This is a genomic window from Rhodopirellula sp. UH5, from assembly GCF_056839225.1.
In genome coordinates this window covers 1,123,269-1,146,006 of sequence record NZ_CM166390.1, presented here as the reverse complement: position 1 = coordinate 1,146,006, position 22,738 = coordinate 1,123,269, and the positions used below count along the sequence as shown (strand labels likewise).

Genomic DNA, 22,738 nt, shown 5'->3' with positions numbered 1-22,738 from the left:
GCTTGAGCAGGAGCGCTCCCCGTCGGAACTTTTGTGGCCGGGAGGGGTTAGTTCATGACGGAACGGGACCATTTACTCGTGCCGTTGCTTTTCGGGCAACTATCCTGACACCCGAGTCCAGGCAAACGATTTCCGCTTCGTCCAGCTCGATCCTAAATCTTATCTATCGAAATGAATCGAATTGTTCCCAACGCGACGCAAGCCGCGAACGCTTTGTCTTCCCGAAGTTCCGATTCCAGTGGACGGAACCCTTCGCCGATCGACATCGCCCTTAGTCAAGCCGGTCGCAAGCGATCTCACTGGAAGCAGCTCGCAATCCGAGGGGTGGCTGTGGCCGGGATCTTGGTGCTGGCATCCGGTTCGGCCGTAGCACAGGACGCCAGCGTTGACGTCCCCGCTGGCCCGATCACATCGGCTCCGGCAACCACGGTTCCCAGCGCCGACAAGGAACTGAGCTTCAATTTCTCGGGGGCACCGTGGTCGGATGTGCTTCGCTGGTTCTCCGAACAAGCTGATTTGTCCTTGCAAATGGACGGGTCGCCCGCTGGGACGGTCAACTTCAGTGACCCCACTCAAACCTATTCCGTCGGGGAAGGTCTGGACCTGATCAATCGTCTGCTGCTGGACCGAGGATGGGCCGTGGTTCGCCGAGGACGCATGCTGCTGCTCGTTGACCTCGAAGCAGAAAACGCAGAGAAGCTGATCAGCGAAATGGCCGAATTGGTCACTCCCGATACATTCGATCAACGCGGCAACAGCGACATCGTTCGCTGTGTCTTCCCTCTCGGCGGATTGTCGCCCGAGGAAGCTCGTGAAGAGCTGGCGCAGATCATTGGTCCATGGGGACGAATCAACGTTCTCGCCGGAGCACGCCAAGTCGTCGTGACCGAGACCGTTGGGAAGCTAAGAACCATTGAGTCCGTGTTGTCCGCGGCGGAGGAAGCTCAGTCCAGCGTGGTTGAAATCACGCTCCAACACCGCGCCGCAGAAGAAATTCTCGAAGTCGCTCGTCCGTTGGTTGGTTTGGAACCCGGCGTGAACCTCGGTGATGACCTTCGCATTTCGGTGTCGCTGTACGGCGACCGAGTCTTTGCGACTGGCTCACCCGCCAAGTTGTCGCTGCTGAAAAGCATCTTCACCAAAGCCGACAAGGCGATGCCGGGCAGCGAAGACGCGGAAGAGGTCGAAATCATCAAACCAGTGTTGAAGACCCACGCGGTCGCTTCGGCCAACATGCAAACCGCGTTTGATGTGCTGCAAACCATGTTGGCTGGGACGCCCGAGACTCGCATCGCATTGGATACCAAACGCGGTGTGATTGTCGCTTCCGCTCGTCCGGAAACTCAGGCTCTGATCGCCGAAACAATCGCGGAACTGGAAGGTGATGGCGACAACTTCGCCATCATCAATCTGCGTCGGTTGGAACCAGCCAACGCATTGCTGACAATCAATAAATTCTTCGGCGTCACCGAGGCTGGCGGGCAAGGTCCCACCGTCGACGGCGATCCGGAAACAGGACGGCTCTGGGTTCGTGGAACGACAGCCCAAATCGAAACTGTGAAACGGCTGATTGATGAACTGGAAAACGATCCACTGGCAGGCGGCTTGGGTGAAAACGTTCGCGTTCTGCCAATGACGGGATCGTCGGCCAATCAAACGTTGCGGCAACTGGAAAGTTTGTGGCCAATGACCGGGCGTGAGAATCGCTTGCGAGTGATCGTGCCGACCTCTTCGGAGGACGAACAGCTGCAAGAAGGGGGCCGAGACACACAACCCATCGGCCAACCGAGGCAACGTGTTCTGGATCAAGAGGCGTCCTGGAATCGCCGGGATTCCCGTGCGGATGACCAATACTTGGTTCGTGCATTTGACGATTTCGACGTCAACGCATCGTCCGGTGCAGATCCTTCTGAGCTGGATTCCGAAGCAGCGGTCGCTGGTCCCACCTTGTTGCAAGACGAGTTCGCGAATCCAAACGCCGGTGCTGAGATTGTTGTGCAAATGACTCCCGCGGGTTTGGTCATTGCATCCAAAGACAGCGAAGCTCTCGATGCCTTTGAACAGTTGCTCAGTTCCATCAGCACATCGTCAGGAATGGCGAGCGATCTGCCGACCATCTTCCGTTTAAAATACATCAAAGCCGAAGTGGCTTCGGAATTGGTTGCCAGCGTGCTCGGCGGCTCAGAATCCTCCTCCGGATCTCTCACCGAGTCGGTGATGGGTGGTCTCGGCGGTGGGATGCTCGGCGGTTTGCTGGGAATGGGCGGCGGTGGAGGCGAAGAGGTCTCCAGCAGTCGTTCGATTTTGACCAGTCGCGGCAGCGTCAACATTGTCGCCGATGGGCACCTGAATTCGCTGATCGTCCAGGCCAGTCCGGCGGACTTGGAATTCATCCGCTTGGTCATTCGAGAAATTGATCAAGAAGAAAGTCCGGAGTTGGTTCGCACGGTGCCACAACCCAGGTTGATTCCTGTGATCTATCAAGAAGCATCGGATGTCGCGACGCTTGTGAAGGCCGTGTTCGCTGAGAAAATGTTTCAAGAGCAAAGCGCCGGAGGTGGCGGTGGCCGTCAATCTTCACCGGAAGACATCATCAACGCACTGCGTGGCGGTGGGCGCGGAGGACGAGGAGGCGGCGGTGGCGGAACAGCCGAGAAAGCCAAGAGCGAACCGACAAAAATCATTGTCGCCGTGGACGAACGCAGCAACTCTTTGGTCGTGACGGCCACACCGCAAGATTTCCAACAGGTTCAGGAACTCGTTGAGATCTTGGATCAACAAGGGATGGAACAAGAAGAACAAACGGTGGTGATGCCAATCGCAGGTGGTGTCCGCGCAGAAGTGTTACAACAAGCGTTGGAGTCCATGCTGGGTGTGAAAGCCACCACAGCAACCTCAACCTCAGGAAGTTCCAGCAGTGGAGCTTCGAGTTCTGCACCGACTGGCTCGTCAGCCGAAGATGTTCAGCGGCGAATTGAGTTCTTCCGATCGCGATTTGGCGGCGGAGGAGGAGCTGCTGGAGGCACCGGGGGACGCGGAGGTGATGCAGGCCGCGGTGGAACGGGACGCGGAGGCGGAGGAGGAGGTGACACAGGTCGCGGTGGTCGCGGCGGACAAACAGGCGGAGGAAGAGGAAGATGATCATGCATGCTGGCGAGATTCTGCAACGACGCGGACTGCTGACGTCCCAGCAATTGGAGCAAAGCCGCAACGGCGACCCTCAGTCGGTCGTCGACAATGCGGTCACATTGGGATACGTCTCGGCGCGAGATGCCTTGTCGGCGATTGCTGATGAGGTTGGGCTGGAATTTCGCGACCTGCGAACATCGGAAATCGATCTGTCTGCCCTCGAGGGCTTTCCACAGAAACTGATCTATCGACATTCCATGTTCCCAATTGGTTGGGAAGACGGGGCGTTGCTGGTTGCGACCGCCGACCCGTTTGACCTGTACCCGCTGGATGAAGCCTGCGCGACGACTGGCAAAACGGTGGTTCCCGTTGTTGCCGAGCGTGCCGAAATCAGCCGTTTGGTGAAGAAACACCTCGGTGTCGGTAGTGAAACGGTGGAAGGCTTGGTCGCAGCCGCCGGCGATGATGAAATCGAATTGCTCGAAGGCATCGAAACAGATGGCAGTGAACTCTCCGAAATGGCTCAAGAAGCCTCGGTTGTTCGGCTGGTCAACGAGATTCTGATTGAAGCCGTTGATTCGCGTGCCAGTGACATTCACATCGAATCGCAGTCGGATGGGCTGGTGATTCGGTACCGGATCGACGGGATCTTGCACCCTCAACCTGTGCCACCTGAAATCAACCGTTTCCAAGCCGCGATGATCAGCCGCTTGAAGATCATGGCCCGGTTGAACATCGCGGAGAAGCGACTGCCACAAGACGGCCGGATCAAACTCCGTGTGCACGGCCGTGAGGTTGACATTCGTCTCAGCGTGATCCCCATGATCCACGGCGAAGGCCTGGTCATGCGTGTCCTCGACAAATCGTCGATGGTGTTTGATCTGCAGGGACTGGGGATGTCCAAGGAAATCTACGATCGGTTCAGCCAGCTGATCAAATTGCCACACGGCATCGTGTTGGTCACCGGACCGACCGGGAGTGGTAAAACGACGACGCTGTACAGCAGTTTGTTGGAGATCCGCAGCCCCGAAAACAAAATCATCACGACGGAAGATCCCGTTGAGTATCAGCTCGATGGCATCAACCAGATCCAGGTTCACTCCAAGATCGGATTGACCTTCGCTGCTTCGCTTCGAAGCATTCTGCGTCACGACCCGGACATCGTGCTGGTCGGCGAAATTCGCGACTTGGAAACGGCAGAGAATGCCACCCAGGCATCGCTGACAGGTCACATGGTGTTCAGCACCTTGCACACCAACGATGCCGCTGGTGCGTTCACGCGGATGGTCGACATGGGCGTGGAACCGTTCTTGGTCGCAGGGACGGTGGAGGCCGTGATGGCTCAGCGACTGCTTCGACGTTTGTGCCAGCACTGCAAGGAGTCATTCATTCCCGAACAAGACGATTTGCCCAAGGATTTTCCTTGGGATGAGATCGCAGGCAAAGAGATCTTTCGCAGCGTCGGTTGTCGGGAGTGCCGCAATGTTGGTTACTCCGGTCGTTTGGGCATCTACGAACTGCTCGTCAGCAGCGAGCAAATTCGCGAGATGGCTCAGAACCGTGCCAGCAGCTGGGACATCCGTCGACAAGCTGTCAAGGAAGGCATGCGAACGCTTCGGATGGATGCCTGGGACAAAGTCGTCGCCGGCGTGACCAGCGTTGACGAAGTCCTTCGTGTTACCAAGGGCGAGGCTCTCTAGCCCGTGACTTGCTGACCGTCATCCAGGTTGTCTGGGCTTCTCGCCCGACACCAAAACGCGCATCGCCTTCCATCACGCCCACCTGCTTCCCGCCGCTCTGTCACTATGCCAACGTTTCAATACACCGCCCGAGACATGACTGGAAAGAGCGTCCAAGGAACGCTCGAGGCCGGGTCGCAGCGTGAAGCGACGTCGCAACTGACTGGACGTGATTTGTTCCCAACCAAAATCACGGAACAAACCTCCGGTTCCGCGTTTGCGATCTTTGGAACCAAACGCAAGAAGGTCAAAGGTCAAATCATGGCCACCTTCTACGGCCAAATGGCGTCGTTGCTGCGAAGTGGCGTGCCAATGATTCGGTCGCTCACGATTCTTGGTGAACAATCCAGCACGCCGGTCCTCGGGGAAGTCTTGGCCGAAATTCGAGGTCGGGTCGAGGACGGCGAACCCATCGGTGACACCATGGCTCGCTATCCCGGCGTGTTCAGCGACATGGCCGTCAACATGGTGCGTGCCGGGACCGAAGGTGGTTTTCTAGAAGACGCCTTGGACCGCGTTGGCGTCTTCACCGAACTGCAAGAAGACCTCAAGGGACGCACGGTCAGCGCGATGGCGTACCCTGTGTTCTTGTTCACGATCGGAAGTGTTGTGATCTCGGCCTTGCTGGTTTTCTTCGTGCCCAAGTTCGACATGCTGTTTGATCGATTGCGGCAAAAGGGCGAGATGCCTGCCATGACAGAGGCCTTGCTGGGCTTCAGCAACTTCCTCCAGGGATACGGATGGATCCTGATTGTGTTGGCAGTGGGATTGATCATCTTTATTCGCCAGCAACTGCAGACCGATCGCGGGCAAGACTTGTTTGACAAGATCAAACTGAAGGTCCCCGTCCTGGGTGACATTCTCATGAATCTTTCCGTCGCTCGCTTCTGCCGGGTGTTGGGAACCTTGCTGGCCAACGGCGTGCCGATTCTGAAATCGTTGGATATCAGTCGGACCGCAACCGGCAATCGCTTGCTCAGTCGATCGATCGCGGACGCCAGTGAAAACATTCGCAGCGGTGAAAGCCTCGCGAAACCACTCCGCCAGTCGGGATACTTTCCGATTTCGGTGGTGGAGATGATCAGCGTGGGTGAAGAGAGCAACTCGTTGGACCGAGTGCTGCCTGAAATCGCAGACTCGCTGGAAAAGCGAACGTTCCGTCGTCTGGACTTGTTCGTGCGATTGCTCGAGCCGATCATGTTGCTGGTGATGGCAATTCTGGTTCTCGGTGTCGTGATGGCATTGCTCGTACCTGTCCTCAAGAGCAGCACCAGCCTCTAAGCAGGTCCGCAGGTGTTATCGGGTATGTGAGCCGTTGGCGTTAGCCACGGTTTTCACGCACAACTGGGGCTAACGCCCAAACGGCTCACATGGTTGTGCTTGATCATTCCTGCCGACCTGCTTGAGTGGCTGGGCAGCGGCCTGGCATGAAACTTCATGATCGATCCCGACCGCGGAGACGATCGCTGGGCTCTCGGCGGCGATGTTGTCCGGCGTGACTCGCAAGTTTCCTCGTGGGAAACGAGCAGGGGTTGGGGAGCGCACCCATGGAATGTGCAGCTCAACGGCTCTTTCAAAGTGTGTCTGGCGGTTCGAGTGGGAAGTTGTTCGCGAAAGACGCGTTGTCCACCCTGCCGATCGATCGTCTTCCCTTGTCGCATCTGGGCATGCTTTTTTTGTCGAAGGAGAACGAAATCTTGCCGCGAGCTCGGTAACATGGTGCGTCCGCATCGATCTCTTGAACAACGGCTTGTTTCTGGTAAACGTTTCCCGATTAAGAGATCCAGTGGAGAATTGATATGCGAAACTTTCCGCTGTTGCCGTCAACCGTCTGATACCTCGATGCCGCTTGCATGAACATTCACACGAGCTCCCGCCCCAAGATCACTGTCGTTGGTTCGGCCAACGTCGACCTCACGTTTCGCACGCCGCGGCTTCCTATTCCTGGCGAGACCTTTGCCGGGCATTCGTTGCATCAAGGGATGGGCGGCAAAGGGGCGAACCAAGCGGTTGTCGCGGCTCGACTGGGCGCCGAAGTTGCCTTTGTCGCACGTGTCGGAAACGATGGCTTTGCGACTCAGGCCATCGACGCCTACCAAGCAGACGGAATCAACACGACGTTCATTCGACACTCCGATGACCAGCCGACGGGCACCGCTGCGATTCTGGTGGATGATGAAGCAGAGAACTGCATCATCGTTGTCGCCGGAGCAAATGCGGAACTGACCGCGGACGATGTCCGATCGGCCAAGGCAATCATCACCGAATCCGATGTGGTGATCTGCCAGTTGGAGACTCCCGTTGAAGCGGCCCTGGAGGCATTCAAGTTGGCTCGTGCAGCCAACGTTCTGACGATGCTCACTCCGGCGCCCGCGGAATTGGTCACGGACGAGTTGCTTTCGCTTTGCGACGTCTGTGTTCCCAACAAAACGGAAATCGCTGCGATCACCGGATGCGGTGTGGAGACCGAAGCGGACTGCGTCACCGCCGCTGAGAAATTGAGACAACGTGGCGTCCGACAGGTTGCGTTGACGATGGGCGAGGAAGGCGTTTTGGTGCTCGACGAAACGGGGATGTCTCTCATCCCTGCGACTCAAGTCAAAGCGGTCGACACGACTGGTGCGGGCGACGCGTTCACCGGAGCATTGGCGGTCTCTCTCGCCGAAGGGATGTCGTTGGCCAGTGCTGCCAGCCGCGCTGGGATCGTTGCGGCCATTTCGGTCACACGCGTCGGCACGCAGACGTCCTTTCCATCGCTCGAAGAGATCAAACGGTGGAATCAAGCGGAGCAAACTGGATGAACAACCTCTTCAGCCTGTTCACGATTCGGATGCATGCATCTTCCATTGTGATCGCCGATGACGGGGCAGCATCGAAGACGCCGATGGTGGGGGTGACCGGCATCGACGGCGACTCACGGGACTTCAGCAGCAAGGCCGGTTCCCACCGACCATCGACTTTCAACAGCGAGAAATAGAGTGCGAATCCTATTCACAGGTGGTTCAGGCAAAGCGGGGCGTCACGTTGTGACTCACCTTGCTGATCAAGGTCACACGGTGATGAATCTGGACCTCGTGCCCGCAAACATCGATGGCGTTTGGGACATGACGGTCGATCTCACGGATGCTGGACAAGTCTTTTCGGCGATGTCTGGGATCGTTGGTTTCGATGACTTGGACGCGGGCGACTCTGCACCGAAATTTGATGCTGTGGTTCACTTTGCAGCGGTGCCTCGCATTCAGTTACGGCCCGATCCGGAGTGTTTCCGTGTCAACACAGCGTCGACCTACAACGTCTTGGAGGCCGCGGTGAAGCTCGGCATTCCCAAGATCCTGATGGCTTCGTCGGAGACCACCTATGGGGTTTGCTTTGCTCATGGGGAAGTCAAACCGGAATACATCCCTGTGGATGAACAGCATCCCACGGTCCCGCACGACGCTTACGCGATGTCAAAGGTCTGCAACGAGGTCTGCGGCCGTAGCTTTCAAGCTCGATCGGGCACCGACATCTACGCCCTACGAATCAACAACGTGATCGAGCCTCACGAGTACGCGAGCCTGGTCCCGCAATGGAGCGGCGATCCGGCGTGCCGGCGTCGCAACCTCTTCGCTTACATCGACACTCGTGATCTGAGTCACTTCGTGGACTGTGCGCTCTCCACCGATGGACTCGGCTACCAAGTGTTCAACGTTGCCAACGAAGATTCGTCGGTTGGAATGTCGAGCTCCGATGTGATCAGGCAGTTTTATCCCGGCGTCCCCCAACGACGTGAGTTGGGCGAATTCGAGACGTTCTATTCCATCGACAAGGCAAAGCAATGGCTCGGGTTCTCGCCTCCGTCGCGATGGAGAGACGCGTGACAATCGACGATGCAAAGGGATGTGTTCTTTACGCCCCACTTCGCGATGTTTTGGTTCCGCCAATTGGAACGCGATCCCGGAGGGCTTGGAGAAAATGTCGTTGGTACCGTTGCTGACGCAGGCCAACCAGATCGGAATGGTCGCTCGCATTCTCCGCGTGGAGACGGTGGAATGGTTGCCGTTTTGGACATTCTCAATGTTGGCGCGCACGCGCATGGATGCCATTCAGATGAAAATGCCTTGTCGGGGACTGCGAACAGCATGGATCAGTTTTCTTCTTACCCCGCTGAAATGGCATCGGTGCTCTCAAAGCAATGGGAATCGCGAGGTTTCCCCTCGGATTTGCTCCCGCCGAACGCGTCCTTGGTTTCACTCCTGGACGTTTGCTACCAGGCCAGCTTGTTGCGGGAAGAGGACTCGCCCGTTCGTTGTCGGGTGATCTACGCCAGTCGCACGCATTTGCAGTCCGTCACGACGGAACAACCGCGACCGCACGTCTTGTCGTTTTCTGAGCCTGCGACGCTCAGCCCGCATAATTTGAGGAAACTCTACGCGGCAGCGGACTTCTATCGCGCCGCCTTGGCAGTCACGACCGATGATGACGGAAACCTGGTGATCTGGGGGTTGGTGGTCACTGGGACGGAATGGGTCAATCGCGTCGAAGGCAGCCGGTTCGATGGTGTTTCCTTGCCGCCCAACTTGGTCGTTCATGCGATTCGACCGGGGCACCTGGTGGCCTCGTCAGGTTACCTGCGTGTTCTGGAAACCAACCAGGGCCAATTGTTGATTGACGGGTTTGATCCCTTTCGGTCGACCTGGATCTCAAGCCGGTTTGCGAACGTCCGAGAAGAACTCCTACGCCCCGTTCCTGACGAGCAAGTGAGTGAGGCAGGCGAAACCAGAGTCTGCGAATCATTCGTGCGTGACCTCGCTCAAAGTGTGGTGCGGCGGGTGCTTCGGCTGGTTCGCAACCGTCGCCATGGTGGGTTGATGGTCGTGTTGCCAAACGGGGCGCACGACGATGGAACCTGTGAAAAATGGTTGCGGTTCCGTGTGCAATTTCAGTCCGATGATTCGACCCTGCTCTATCGCGAGATGATGCAGCGTTTGATGGCTCGGGCATTGGCGGTCGCCACGACGCGGCAGTTGGCCGTTTTGACCTGGAGTGACTACCAGCAATTTCGCGACGCAGAGTTGCGACGCTTCGATGATCAGTTGATCGACTTCAGCCATTTTCTCGCGGACATGATGACGGTCGATGGTGCCTTGATTCTGGATCACAGCTTTCGATTGATTGGCTTTGGTGGCGAGATTTTAGGCGACACACCGGTCCAAAACATTCACCGTGCCACCGACATTGAGGGCCACCAAACCGTGGTGGAACCAGCCGATTCGGCGGGGACTCGGCATCGGTCTGCCTACCGATTGATCAACGGATTGAACCGTGCGATCGCGGTCGTGGTCTCGCAGGATGGCGACGTCCGTTTTGTGGCTCATCACAACGGGCAGCTGACTTACTGGCCGTATCTTCCGTGACGCAAACCTCGGGCTCGCGAACTGAGCCGGACTCGCGTTTCGATCCTCTTGGGGACTCAAAACGAGCGTCTGAAACCGTTGACCAAGCGTCGGCAGGGAGTTATCGTCAATCGCTCATCGACGATGGACTTCCCTGAGGATTCTGATTTGGCAAAGACGACCAAGAAGTGCTGCGATACCGCGCCCGTGAAATTGAAAGACGATCCCACGGCAGAGGACTTTGCCAAACTCGCCTGGGCGATTGCGCATCCGGCGCGTGTGCAAATCGTGCGTTTCTTGATCGGTCGCGAAGCCTGCATGTGTGGTGAGATCGTCAATCAGTTGCCGTTGGCTCAATCCACCGTGTCTCAGCACCTCAAGATCTTGAAGGAAGCGGGATTGATCCAAGGGGAAGTGGACGGGCCCAAGGTCTGTTACTGCATCAACGAAGAACGGCTGCGGCAGCTCAAGACGTTCGTGGTCGCTTTGTAAGGAATTGGTCGGGACAGGATTGCTTCGTAGCGGTTGCCGGGGCGTCCCAGCGGGCGTTTCGCACAATGAACCCGACACCAAGTTTCAGCTCATTGGGAAGCCGCCGAGATGGTCTCATGCGTTCAAATTCGAGTGCCGTGGGGCATTGGGGCGTTTCGATTTCTTCGCTTGATTCGCTTGGCGTGCTGGTGGTCGCTCGTGATTGCCCCATCCGTCATCCACTCTGCCGAACCAGACGACTACTTCGCGATTCGTATCGTTGACGCAGCCACGGGGAGAGGCATTCCGTTGGTCGAGTTGCGAACGACCGATCAAAATCGTCACTTCACGGACAGCAACGGGTATGTCGCGTTCTTGGAACCCGGGCTGATGGACCAACTGGTTTGGTTCGACGTCGGAAGTTGGGGATACGAGAGTCCCGCGGGACCCTTCGGGACAACGGGAATTGCCTGGAATACCACACCGGGCACGGAAGCGTTGTTGGAACTGCCTCGCAAAAACTTGGCCGAGCGGTTGTATCGACAAACCGGAGTCGGCATCTACCGAGACACCGTCTTGCTGGGCAAAACACCGCCATGGCAGGTGCCTCTGGTCAATGCCCAGGTGACAGGTTGTGATTCGGTGCAAACCGTGATCTATCGGGACCGAATGCGATGGTTCTGGCAAGACACGAACCAGGTCAAGTTTCCACTGGGGAGTTTCAGCATGACCGGCGCAACCTCGCCGTTGCCCCACGAGCTGAACGCAGACATCGGTGTTCCGCTGGAATACTTTGTCCGTGAACCAAACGGATTCGCGAAAGAGATGGCTCGGGTGGAACAGGATGCCAAGCATCCCATTTGGGTGGACGGTTTGATGGTCGTGCGTGACGAACAACAACAGGAGCGTTCGGTGGCCCGCTACGTCGCGGCCCGCCATGACTTTTCGGTGGCCCAGATGGGATTGATGATCTACGACGATTCCGAGGAGGTCTTCCTGGAACACAGCCGCCTTCCGTTGCCAACCGAATCGCGTTTGTTTCCCAGGGACCATCCGGTTCGTGTCAGCGTGGACGGCACGGACCATTTCTATTTCGGAACGCCACCGACCGTTCGAGTTCCTGCGGACATGGAATCCATTTTGTCACCGAGTCGCTACCAAGGTTTGAGTTGCTTGGCTGAAGACGGAACCATCCGGCGTGATGAAGCTGGTGGCATTCGCTTCACTTGGCAACAAGGGCAGCAACCGATCACCTCGGACCAGATCGAAGGTCTGATTCGCGAAGGCCAACTGCTCCCCGAGGAGGCACCGTTTGCCCTGCGGGAGGTTCATACGAACAAACCCGTTCGTGTGGGCAATGGTTCCGTGGCTTGGAATCCATTTTTGAAGCAGTGGACGCTATTGTTCTGTGAACAGGGCGGTGACAGTTTCCTGGGTGAGGTTTGGTTTGCCGTCGCCAACGCACCCGAAGGTCCCTGGGTTGTTTGTCAAAAAATCGCGACGCACGCTCGTCCGGGGCAGAACATGGATTTCTACAATCCCATGCAACATCCTGAACTGATGCGTGAAGACGGCCGTGTCATCTACTTTGAAGGCACGTTCGTGAACACTTTTTCAGGGACAACGGTTGCCGTGCCACGGTACAACTACAACCAATTGATGTATCGACTGGACGTGAGCGATGAACGATTGCAACTCCCGCGTCCGCCAAGCGGTCTGAGCAATGCGAGGCCATCGAACATCACAACGCCGGTGGGCGTCCGTTGATCGGGTCGTCAGGATGCAAGGCACTTTGCTCGCGGAAGCACCTGCGGGTGAATTGCTTGGGTTGATGAGCCGCCTTCCCAACGCCACGGTTCCCACACCCAACCAAGGCCAAGCAGGTCGGCAGAAATGATCGGCATCACCATGTGAGCCGTTTGGGCCTTCGCCCCGGTTGTACGTGGGAGCAGCAACGCCAACCAAAACAATTCCAATGCCGACTCTTTCTCGTTATCAGGCTCTGCCTGGGAACGCAATGCACTGCAGGCTCGGGACGTCGATTTTATCACTGACGTTCTTCGAGGTGTCCTTGGCCCAGGACCTGAACCGTCGTGGACGAGGCGACGAGTCCTCCCCCACGCAAGGGACTCGTTTCCTCGTCCACTACCAATCGTCCACTACCAAATGCTGCCCTTCATCAATCGACATCCCCCGCCTGCTGAGACAGAATTGGGAGGCGGAGCCTCCAAGACAGTGTGTTCCCAGGCAGAGCCTGGGTACAAGGAATTTTGAACCCAAAACAGCCGTCATCCATTCAACCGATGTCGAGGGTTCGGAACGCGGGCGTTCAGCGTGATTTCCGGGGGAGGGGAAAACACGCCACTTCCCAGACCAGGCCTCTTCCCTCGCGATCGTCGGAACGGCGTCGCTCCCCAAAACTTCGTTTCGAGGGAGCTGCAGCATGCAAGAACCCACTCAAAAGCGGCGTCGATATTCTGCACGTTCTCATCGGCGGGGGCTGCATGAGGACTGCTCAACCGTTCATTCATTGGTTCTTCATGCAATCTTCGAGATTCGTCGCGATTCCGGTTTTGATTGGCTTCGGGGGCCGGGCTTCCCTTTCCCGCATCCTCCCAGTCGCTAGATTGAAAGCGACGACGCGCAAAATGAACGTCGCCTGCGCACCTGCTCTTGCTCGTACAACTTTGGAAACAACATGCTCAATCCGCACGACATTGGCCGAAGAACTTTCCTCCGAGATGGCTCGTTGGTCCTGGCGGCGACCGCCATCACACCGTCTCTGTTGATCAAGAACCAATCATTCGCGGATGACTCAGCCAAGGCAGTGCGTGTGGGGATGGTCACCGATTTGCACTACGCGGACAAGTCTCCCGCCGGCTCACGTCATTACCGCGAATCGATTGGCAAACTGGAAACCGCCAGCGAACAATTTGCGCGCGACCAACCTGATTTTCTGGTCGAGTTGGGAGACTTCATCGACGCAGCGGATTCTGTCGAGGTCGAGCAACGGTACCTCAAAACCATCAACAAAGAATTCGCTGCGATTACCGACGACCGACACTATGTGCTTGGCAATCATTGCGTCGACACGTTGACCAAAGAAGAGTTCTTGGCCGGAGTCGAAAAGGAAGACTCGTACTATTCGTTCGACCGCCAGGGCATTCACTTCATCGTCTTGGATTCGTGCTTCCGAAGTGATGGGGAGTCTTACGGACGCCGGAATTTCCAATGGACCGATGCGAATGTCTCGGCGGAAGAGTTGGAGTGGTTGCGTGGCGATTTAAAGTCCAACCAAAAGCCGACGGTTGTCTTTGCCCATCAACGTCTCGATGTCAGCAACTATCATGGCGTCAAGAACAACGCGGAGGTTCGAAAGGCGTTCGAAGAATCAGGCAACGTGCTGGCTGTTTTTCAAGGGCACAGCCACCAGAATGACTTGAAGGACATTGGTGGGATTCACTACTGCACCTTGGCTGCCATGGTCGAAGGATCCGGACCAGAAAGCAACGGCTACTCTCTCATGGACATTCATCCGGACGGCACCATCCAGATCAAAGGTTTCGTGCGTCAAGCTAGCTATCAGTGGACATAGTGCGACCCGCCTCTGGGATCTGAGGCGTCAAGACGTGCGTCCAACCGGGCAAACGCTGGACTGCGAAGCGTTTGCCTTTGGCGCTCGAATAGCGGATGCAATTCTTCTTCCGGCTTCTGTCTTTCTCCATCCCGGTAGGGAAGTCAGATGGTAGCCCGGGGGGGTGCTGCGTAGCAGCACCCCCCCGGAAACACCGTGCGTCACAACACCAAACATTCAGCAGACCAGGCGAACGCCAAACGGCTCACATGGTTCTGACGGTTCCATCCTGCCGACCTGCTTGACAGGCGTTTCGATTAGCGTTTGGATTTCATCTCTTTGGCCATGGCTTTGTCGGCCTCGACCATTTGTTGCTGCGATTCTTGCAACATCCGGTTGTATTCATCGAATTCGCTGTCGCTGATGTCGCCGGCAAGGTTGGTGGGTTGGCTTTCAGTGCACCCGACGGACAAGACGAGCAAGGCACAGCACGCGAACAAGGTAAATCGTTTTTTCATGGTTCGATCAGAGAAGGTGTGCTTTCAGAACAATGAGTTCTGAGTGATTGGTTGGAGAAATGGTGCGGCCGAATCGATAGAGAACCGGCCGCACCTGTGAGTCATTTGAAATCAGAATGCCTCTTCGATGACTTCCTTTGCGGCACGCGTTCCCAAGGCACCCCAGACTCCGTAAGGGCTTTTTGCACCAGGGGTACGATAAGCGTTGACGCTCAGGTGATTCTGGTTGCCCGCGTCGATCGAGTCGGTCATGAATTTCACAGCTCCGTCCCCCATCAACACGTGGACTCCACCTTGGTGACGACTCGACGCGGAGTACCAACCGGAATTGCCTGCATTCTGCTCGTTGCAGATGGGGCTGTTCGGCGGTTGTGCGGTGAAGAATCCGCTGAAGTTGGGCAAGTGTTCCGCCCAACGGAATCCGCGTCCGTTGACACCACCAACCGTGTTCTGCGACGCATCCCAGAATTGAGGGCGAGTGGGATCGACCAAGTTGTTGCAATCGCTCGGTGGGTACTGGCGAACGAATGACCAACCTCGACTCAGTGGTGATGTGCGAACGTCTTTGTCACCCAAGTCCGTCGCAATCTCACCTGCAGCAACCGTGTTCGACAGACCGTCCAACACGTCACGGAAACGACGGCTTTTGTGGACAGTGAAGAATCCTCGGCCGGCACCTTGGATTTCAGTGGCCAGAGTCGTGTTGATGTTGCCATAGCCAATCGGTGCGCTGTTGTTCCAGTCGCCTTGATGGGCACGCTCTGCCGAGTCACCCAAGTTGGCGGCGTAGTTCGTCCGGCCAAGCGAAGGCAGCCCAACACCTGGATCGCTCGGGCAACGGAACGTTGGCATTTGAGTGACCCATGGCGTGTAGAGAATCTCGTCCGGCGTTGGTCCCATGGAACTGAAAGGGCCGCCGTTGCGAGTTGCGCCGCCGCTGACACCGCCATTTCCGCTGGCTGCCGGTGGAATGGCGCCACGCGAATCCTCGTTCAGCGGGTTGGAAATCATTTCCCATAAACCCTGTTGTTCGATGAAGGGGGTCAACCCGACCAACCAACTCAGACGCCCGTTATTCGACACCTCTGATGGACGCCAAATGTTGGCGGAGTACGGGTCGTTGGTGCCGCCGCCATGAATCGGCAACTGGTTGTAGGCACTGTGGTAGTTGTGGATCGCGAGGCCGATTTGTTTGAAATTGTTGCTGCAACTCATTCTGCGAGCAGCTTCACGAGCGGCTTGTACCGCAGGCAACAACAATCCAACCAAAACACCAATGATCGCAATCACGACCAGCAGCTCGACGAGCGTGAAGCCCGAGCGTTGCGGGGGGGACTTGAGCATGACAAAGAACTCCAAACGAGAATTTAGTTGGATTGAGAAACCAATCCAGAAGCGGGAAGAGACGTGAAGCAAAGCAATCGCAATCCTTCCCGTCGTTGGATCCGCTGGGATGGCGGAATCACGCTTACGGGGCCGTGAGGGCGACTACTGACCTTCAACGGAAGCCATTCTTCCTCTCTCGGGCGGTGCGAACATAGCCAAAATGCCTCAGCATGCCGTTTATTAAACAAGTGCACAGGTGGCGATTTTGAAAAACGTCGTTCCGGGAACTCTGTAGACTCTATTGATTAAGGCGTTTTTCGCTGGCGCAATCATTCAGGTGATTCGGTGGTGTGACGATTCTTAACCACATCCGGTGGCGACAGCCTGCACGACCTCCGCTCGCCGGGATCAACGGGGACTGTGCCACTGCGAGGGAATGATCAGCGAGCACTCCGTTGCTCAGGCGGCCTGCCAGTCAGCTTTGACTCGTGCCCCATCAATCGGTGAGAAGTCTCTGAGTTTCAAACCGACGGGCTCGATCACGAAACGTTGGGTGAGAAGCACCCCAAGACAGCCAGTTCGCTCCTTCGCCGACTTTTTTTGCGGGGAAACGCATCTTTTTCCCAGAATCTTCGTCAGGTTGGGGGACGTTTCAGACATTGCCACTGCAGGCTTGTGGTGGTGGCCGAACCGCCTGCCCATCCGACCGGTGCGTTTTTGCGTGGCAACGTATTGAATGGGTGTATAGTATGTTGGCCAAATAGCAGGACTTAAACAGCGTGGCCTCATCGCCAAATTCGTCGATTCCAATGAAACCGTGTTGCACGAGGGGTTTGGGGGATGAGATGAGGCACGAAGACGATCGGCAGACGCCTCTGGACCTCATTTCCTAAACAAATTGGTTGACAGGAAATTTGGGGTTTCGGGAACCAACGACCATTCGGTCTCGAATACCCTTGGATACGCGATGGAACAATTTCAAGAGCCAGAGTTTGTCTCGAAGCAGACGGTCGAGGCTTCGCATTTTTATCTGGACCTTGATCCGGACCGCTCCAGTCGGTTCACGGTCGTCTGTGGCGGGATGGAGCGGACGTCGCTGGACTACGTGATCGAACGGAGCAACTTTCCTTTCTGGGGACTTGAATTCGTTGAACAAGGCGAAGGCAAGCTGCAGCTCGAAAATGAATGGTTTGACCTCAAACGGGGAACCGTCTTTGCCTATGGCCCCGGGGTCCGCCACCGAATCGAAAACCGTTCCAAGAGCGGCATGCGCAAGTACTACTTGGACATGTACGGGACGGATGCGAGAAGCCTGCTGCTGGAGGCCAACTTGCTGCGTGGGCGTCCTCTTCAAGTCCGAAATGTGAAGGAATTGACGGACCTGTTCTCCATCATTTCCACGGAAGGAAAGGACGACCAGTTTCGATCGCGCGACATCGTGTCGTTGATGACGCGAGCCATGATCATCAAAATCGCGCAACGCAAATCCACGGTCATCAGCGACTCTCCCAAGGCATTCGAGGTCTACGAAGACATCCGCCAATACATGGAGGATAACTTTCACGACTTGACATCCATTGGGCAGGTCGCCGAGCAGTGTGGCTACACCACGGTTTATGTTTCGCGATTGTTCAAACGGTTTGCCTCGCGTGGCGCGTATCAGTACCTGCTGCGATTGCGAATGAACTACGCCGCCGAATTGCTCTTCACCCAAGGAATGAAGGTTCGCGATGTTGCCGAGAAGCTTCAATTCGCCGACGCGTTCCAGTTCTCGCGCGCGTTCAAACGCGTCTACGGTGTGCCACCCAGCCAAATGAAACGATCCAGCTGAACATGGATTCGGCGCAAACAAACCCATCGGTCCCCGCACAATGGAATCCCGAAGCGTCAGCAAGGAACCAGCCATCCCGATTCCTCGTTCACCCGTTTTGAAGCTGCGAATTTGCAGTCGGTTTTGTTGGCCAACAGCGAACATCACCCCACTTCAACGTCGCCCCTGACGGACTGACGGCTTGCCTCAGTCCGTTGCAGCCGGACTCTCGGACAGCAACTTCCGATCGATCAGCCATTCCAACATGCGTTCTGGCCAACGTCCTGCCGCCGTCTGACTGTTGGCTCGAAACCCGAAACCGTGTCCCGCTTCGCTGTACACATGCATCTCGCAAGGTACTTCTGCTTCCTTGTACTTCAAGTAGACCTTGGCCATCCCGTACGCGATGTCTTCTCGATCGTGGTACCCAAAGGCAATGAAGGCCGGAGGCATGCCTGGCGAAACGGTGAAGGTGCTGGACTTTCCCGGATAGATCAAACCTTGGAAATCGGGCCGGCTGCTCACTCGCTCAATGGGGTCCTCGGATTGGAGGTCACCTGGCTGTGGATTCATCGCAGAGTAAGCCGCCAGTTCACCGCCTGCCGAAAACCCGAGGATGCCAATGCGATCGGGCGTCACGTTCCAAGCCTCGGCATGGGAACGAATCATGCGAATGGCTCGCCGAGTGTCATCCATCGCATGCCCATCGAGGGTGTACTCCGAATCGGGTTCCCGACACAGTCGATAACGCATCACAAACGCAGCCACGCCATGGTCGGCCAGCCACTGTGCCAGCGAATCGCCCTCGTGTCCCAGGCAGAGTTTGCTGTGGCCTCCACCAGGTGCAATCAGGATCGCCGTTCCGGTGGCCTTCTCTTTCGCTGGCAAGTAGGGCGTGATCGACGGATGATGCACGTTGGACACATTTGTCCCGGTCAAGACTTCGGGTTCGTGCATGCGTGCTTCCGAACCCGGTGCGCCGTCTTCCCAAAGCGGGATCCTTTGCGGCGAATCCTCAGCAATGCCTATCGAGGGGATTGCAACACAAAGTGAAAGCAGCAACGCACGGAAGGTAAACGAAAGCAATCGACGCATCAAAATTTCCAACGAATGGCGGGGCGATGGGTAGGCAGAAGGGCAGGAACCATCAGACATCACCATGTGAGCCGTCTGGGCCTCAGTCACGGTTGAATGTGGTCCTGCCGACCTGCTTAGGCAGGGGGGATGCCAAGTGTAGTCGATGCAAATCGAATGAGGTCGGCCGCAGTTCCAACTAGAATGGAACCGACCAGCCGAACCCTGAAGCCAAGCATCGAGTTGAGAAAGCAGAGCCATGTGCCTTCCCAACGCCGAAACCCACCACGCTGTTGATTCAATGCATCTCGCAGATGGCGTGATCAGCCGCAGGGCGATCGCCCATGGTTCCCAGAGACGACCTCAACCCAATCACGTTCCAGCTGACAAAATCACCAGGCCCAAAATCCAGCCCCAATCCAACCATCCCCATTTGAACCATCCTCCCCGACGCACATGAATTTCTCCTCCACCGAACAGTCGTCTCAGAACAGTGAGCAAGCCAAGCAGGCTTCGTGGGTTCTCGGGATCGATCTGGGCGGCACCACGATCAAGTTTGGCCTGTTTCGCGGTCCCCAGCTGATTTGGCGCAACCACATCCGCACAGACGACTATGAATCGCCTGAGTCTGCCTTCGAATCTTGCCGTGACAGTGTGCAGCGAACGCTGGAGGAGTCGTCGCAGTCGCTCGATGACCTGCAAGCGATCGGTTTGGCAATGGCGGGGGTGCTGGACCCCAAGGCAGAAGAACTCGCCGAGACCGCCAACCTCCATCGTTGGCATCAATTGAACTTTCGCCAACAGCTCTCCAGCGTCTTTCAAAAGCCGGTCTTCCTGCTGAACGATGCCGATGCCGCCGCGCTGGCTGAGTCGGCACACGGCCTGTGCCGTGCGGATTCGCTGGTGCTGATGACGCTTGGCACCGGCGTTGGTGGAGGAGTCATCTTGGAAGGGCGTCCCGTCCGCGGTGCCAACGGTTGTGGCGGCGAGATCGGCCATGCCACGATCGATTTCAGCGACGGCGCCAGACGATGTGGATGCGGCTTTCCCGGCCACCTGGAAGCTTACGCGGGGGCGGGCGGCGTCATCCAAACCGCAATCGAAACTTTGGCTCGGTCGAGCGATCCAAGCGCACTGCGAAAGTTGGATCCAATCACTCCGCTGTCGATCGCCAACGCGGCGGCTGACGGCGATGCCATTGCGATGGATGTCATTCACCAAACCGGAGTCTTGATTGGACGAGCGATTGCCATGCTCGCTCACGTGGTCGACCCCGATGTCGTTTTGCTCGGCGGCGCAATGACCTTCGGTGGCCCCGGTACCGACACCGGGAAACGGTTCTTGCAATCCATCCGTGAGGAATGCTATCCGCGAACACTCGTCCAGATCAGTTCCCATCTGAAGATTGAATTTGCAACGCTGGGCAATGATGCTGGGATCGTTGGTGCCGCACACTACGCTCGCCTCGCCAACGAAGCCCGGCAAGCTTTGAATACATAGCAGCAGGGCGCAAGCGGACGAATCAAGCCGTTGTTTTCGCAGGGCTCGACAACGCCTAGAATTCATGGCGTTGAACAGCGATAAGATAAGCAGGGCGGCAGGAATGATCGAGCAGAACCATGTGAGCCGTTTGGGCGTTCGCCCCGGTTGTACGTGGAAGCAACCACGCTTGCCAAGACATTACAAACGCCGAAAGACTCCTGCCGACCTGCTTAGCCCCTCCCAAACTTCGTTCGCCGCACCTGCTTTCAGTGCTGTGGCGTGCCTGAGAAAATGAACTAGAGAAACATCATGTCTGGAACGGACGCCATCCAACTTGTCCCGCAATCGTCCAAGCAAAAGATTGCTTACCGAGTCTATCCCGAGTCCACCGACGCGAGCGCCGCGATCGCTCGAGAAATAGCCAACCTCATCCGTGCGCGAGCCGCGGATTCGCGAGTGGCCGTCCTGGGGCTCGTCGCGGGATCATCCCCGGTCAACGTGTACGCGGAACTTGTTCGGTTGCATCGTGACGAACAGCTTTCGTTTGCCAACGTCGTCACTTTCAACTTGGACGAATACTACCCCATGGCTCCGGATTGTTTGCAGAGTCATGCGAGGTTCATGCACGAACATCTGTTCGATCACGTTGATATTCGACCCGAGAACATTCATCTTCCGGATGGAACGCAGCCCGTCGAAAGCATCTCGGACAATTGCCGCGACTACGAGCGACAGATGGCGGACGCGGGTGGAGTGGACATCCAATTGCTCGGGATCGGGCGAACCGGACACATCGGGTTCAATGAACCCGGGTCGGGTACCGAATCCCGAACGCGAATGATCACGTTGGACGGGATGACACGGATTGATTCGGCCAGTCATTTCTTTGGGGTGGAAAACGTCCCGCGACGAGCGATCACGATGGGTGTCGGCACCATCCTCCAGGCTCGGAAGATTTTCTTGCTTGCTTTCGGCGAAGGCAAATCATCGATCATCGCGCGAACCATCGAAGGTGAGCTCGCGCCCACGGTCCCCGCCACCTCTTTGCAAGAACATCCCGACGCCGAGTTGATTCTGGATCACGCCGCGGCCGCCAAGCTGGCCGTGATCCAATCACCCTGGTTGGTCGAGCACGTGACCTGGGACGACACCATGGTTCGTCGCGCCGTCATTGACCTGTCGCAGAAACTGCAAAAGCCAGTGTTGATGCTGGTGGATGGTGACTACAACGAAAACGGTCTTCAAGACCTGTTGGCGGAATACGGTTCGGCCTATGAAATCAACTTGCGAGTCTTTCGCCATCTTCAAAGCACGATCACGGGTTGGCCCGCCGGGAAACCCAACCAGCCCGATGTTGTGTTCCCCAAACGCATCGTGCTGTTTTCACCGCACCCCGATGACGACGTCATCTCGATGGGAGGCACCCTGACACGGCTGGCCGACCAAGGCCATGAGGTGCACGTGGCCTATCAAACGTCCGGCAACATTGCCGTGTTTGATGGCGATGCCATCCGCTTTGCCAAATTCGCTCGCGAATTTTGCAAGGAGTTCGAACTTTTGACGCCTCCCGTTGTGGAACTGACGAAACGCATGATCGAGTTCCTCGGCGAGAAAGACGCGGGCGAAGTGGACATCCCCGAAATGCAACGCCTCAAAGGTTTGATCCGCCGCGGCGAAGCGGAAGAGGGCGCCATCGTGTGCGGTGTCCCCGCCGAGCGTCTTCACTTCTTAGAGCTGCCGTTCTATGAGACTGGTGTCGTCCGCAAGAAACCCATCAGTGACGAAGACGTTCAGATCACGGTCCAGCTTCTGCGAGAGGTCAAACCGCATCAGATTTATGCGGCGGGTGACCTCAGCGACCCGCACGGCACTCATCGAACTTGCCTCGACATTCTCTTGGCGGCGGTGGAACGATGCCGAGACGATGACTGGATGAAAGAATGTGTGGTGTGGTTGTATCGCGGAGCCTGGCAAGAATGGGCGCCGCATGAGATTGAGATGGCGGTTCCGCTGAGTCCACAAGAAGTCGACCGCAAACGAACCGCCATCTTCAAGCACGAATCACAAAAAGACCGGGCGCTCTTTCCAGGAGCCGACGCCCGCGAATTTTGGCAGCGAGCCGAAGCCCGCAACGCCTCCACCGCGCGAACCTACGACCAACTCGGGCTGGCACAATACCAAGCCATCGAAGGCTTCGTGCAATACAAACCCCGTCCGTAGCCCCGCTCCGCCCCCAAAAC

The 22,738-nt window shown here is 56.9% G+C and carries 16 protein-coding genes; 13 read left to right on the top strand and 3 right to left on the bottom strand.

Features of this window, described 5'->3' with window-relative positions; all coding sequences use genetic code 11:
- Positions 1 to 171 precede the first annotated feature (171 nt).
- From UH5x_RS04190 to UH5x_RS04145, 10 genes are all read left to right on the top strand, one after another.
- Positions 172 to 3,141 (top strand): secretin N-terminal domain-containing protein, encoded by a 2,970-nt coding sequence (locus UH5x_RS04190; protein ID WP_482634819.1) that lies wholly within the window; start codon positions 172 to 174, stop codon positions 3,139 to 3,141.
- Positions 3,138 to 4,829: a GspE/PulE family protein gene (locus tag UH5x_RS04185; RefSeq protein WP_047812866.1), complete on the top strand. Its 1,692-nt coding sequence runs from the start codon at positions 3,138 to 3,140 to the stop codon at positions 4,827 to 4,829. The genes UH5x_RS04190 and UH5x_RS04185 overlap by 4 nt, the downstream gene beginning before the upstream one ends.
- 105 nt (positions 4,830 to 4,934) lie before the next feature.
- Positions 4,935 to 6,149, top strand: coding sequence for a type II secretion system F family protein (locus UH5x_RS04180; RefSeq protein ID WP_482634818.1), 1,215 nt, complete (start codon positions 4,935 to 4,937; stop codon positions 6,147 to 6,149).
- A gap of 572 nt (positions 6,150 to 6,721) precedes the next feature.
- Positions 6,722 to 7,669, top strand: coding sequence for a ribokinase (gene rbsK, locus UH5x_RS04175; RefSeq protein ID WP_482634817.1), 948 nt, complete (start codon positions 6,722 to 6,724; stop codon positions 7,667 to 7,669).
- Positions 7,666 to 7,845 carry a hypothetical protein gene (locus UH5x_RS04170; protein ID WP_482634816.1) on the top strand — a complete coding sequence of 60 codons (180 nt, stop codon included), beginning with the start codon at positions 7,666 to 7,668 and terminating at the stop codon, positions 7,843 to 7,845. Before rbsK ends, UH5x_RS04170 begins: the two co-directional genes overlap by 4 nt.
- Before the next feature lies 1 nt (position 7,846).
- Positions 7,847 to 8,728, top strand: a complete 882-nt coding sequence (locus UH5x_RS04165) for an NAD-dependent epimerase/dehydratase family protein (RefSeq protein WP_482634815.1) — start codon at positions 7,847 to 7,849, stop codon at positions 8,726 to 8,728.
- 171 nt (positions 8,729 to 8,899) lie between these two features.
- Positions 8,900 to 10,264 (top strand): putative sensor domain DACNV-containing protein, encoded by a 1,365-nt coding sequence (locus UH5x_RS04160; RefSeq protein ID WP_482634814.1) that lies wholly within the window; start codon positions 8,900 to 8,902, stop codon positions 10,262 to 10,264.
- A gap of 186 nt (positions 10,265 to 10,450) precedes the next feature.
- On the top strand, positions 10,451 to 10,735 hold the full coding sequence (locus tag UH5x_RS04155) for an ArsR/SmtB family transcription factor (RefSeq protein WP_482636122.1): 285 nt from the start codon (positions 10,451 to 10,453) through the stop codon (positions 10,733 to 10,735).
- A 198-nt stretch (positions 10,736 to 10,933) separates the two neighbouring features.
- Positions 10,934 to 12,481, top strand: coding sequence for a hypothetical protein (locus tag UH5x_RS04150; protein ID WP_482634813.1), 1,548 nt, complete (start codon positions 10,934 to 10,936; stop codon positions 12,479 to 12,481).
- 931 nt (positions 12,482 to 13,412) lie between these two features.
- On the top strand, positions 13,413 to 14,309 hold the full coding sequence (locus UH5x_RS04145) for a metallophosphoesterase family protein (protein WP_482634812.1): 897 nt from the start codon (positions 13,413 to 13,415) through the stop codon (positions 14,307 to 14,309).
- A 296-nt stretch (positions 14,310 to 14,605) separates the two neighbouring features.
- Here the strand turns inward: UH5x_RS04145 and UH5x_RS04140 are convergent, their stop codons facing one another.
- Both UH5x_RS04140 and UH5x_RS04135 read right to left on the bottom strand, forming a co-directional pair.
- Positions 14,606 to 14,806, bottom strand: coding sequence for a hypothetical protein (locus UH5x_RS04140; protein ID WP_047812858.1), 201 nt, complete (start codon positions 14,804 to 14,806; stop codon positions 14,606 to 14,608).
- Between the two features lie 111 nt (positions 14,807 to 14,917).
- A complete protein-coding gene (locus UH5x_RS04135) occupies positions 14,918 to 16,150 on the bottom strand; it encodes a DUF1559 domain-containing protein (RefSeq protein ID WP_047812857.1) in 1,233 nt (410 codons plus the stop codon).
- Positions 16,151 to 17,099: 949 nt separating this feature from the next.
- Here UH5x_RS04135 and UH5x_RS04130 point away from each other — a divergent pair.
- Positions 17,100 to 17,963, top strand: coding sequence for an AraC family transcriptional regulator (locus tag UH5x_RS04130; protein ID WP_047812855.1), 864 nt, complete (start codon positions 17,100 to 17,102; stop codon positions 17,961 to 17,963).
- A gap of 186 nt (positions 17,964 to 18,149) precedes the next feature.
- Here UH5x_RS04130 and UH5x_RS04125 read toward each other — a convergent pair whose 3' ends face one another.
- The gene (locus tag UH5x_RS04125) at positions 18,150 to 19,037 is read right to left on the bottom strand and encodes an alpha/beta hydrolase (RefSeq protein WP_482634811.1); all 888 of its coding nucleotides are present in this window, start codon (positions 19,035 to 19,037) and stop codon (positions 18,150 to 18,152) included.
- A 435-nt stretch (positions 19,038 to 19,472) separates the two neighbouring features.
- Here UH5x_RS04125 and UH5x_RS04120 point away from each other — a divergent pair, with 435 nt between their 5' ends.
- On the top strand, positions 19,473 to 20,516 hold the full coding sequence (locus UH5x_RS04120; protein WP_482634810.1) for an ROK family protein: 1,044 nt from the start codon (positions 19,473 to 19,475) through the stop codon (positions 20,514 to 20,516).
- A gap of 291 nt (positions 20,517 to 20,807) precedes the next feature.
- Complete coding sequence (gene nagB, locus UH5x_RS04115) at positions 20,808 to 22,718, top strand: glucosamine-6-phosphate deaminase (protein ID WP_482634809.1); 1,911 nt, start codon at positions 20,808 to 20,810, stop codon at positions 22,716 to 22,718.
- Positions 22,719 to 22,738 lie beyond the last annotated feature (20 nt).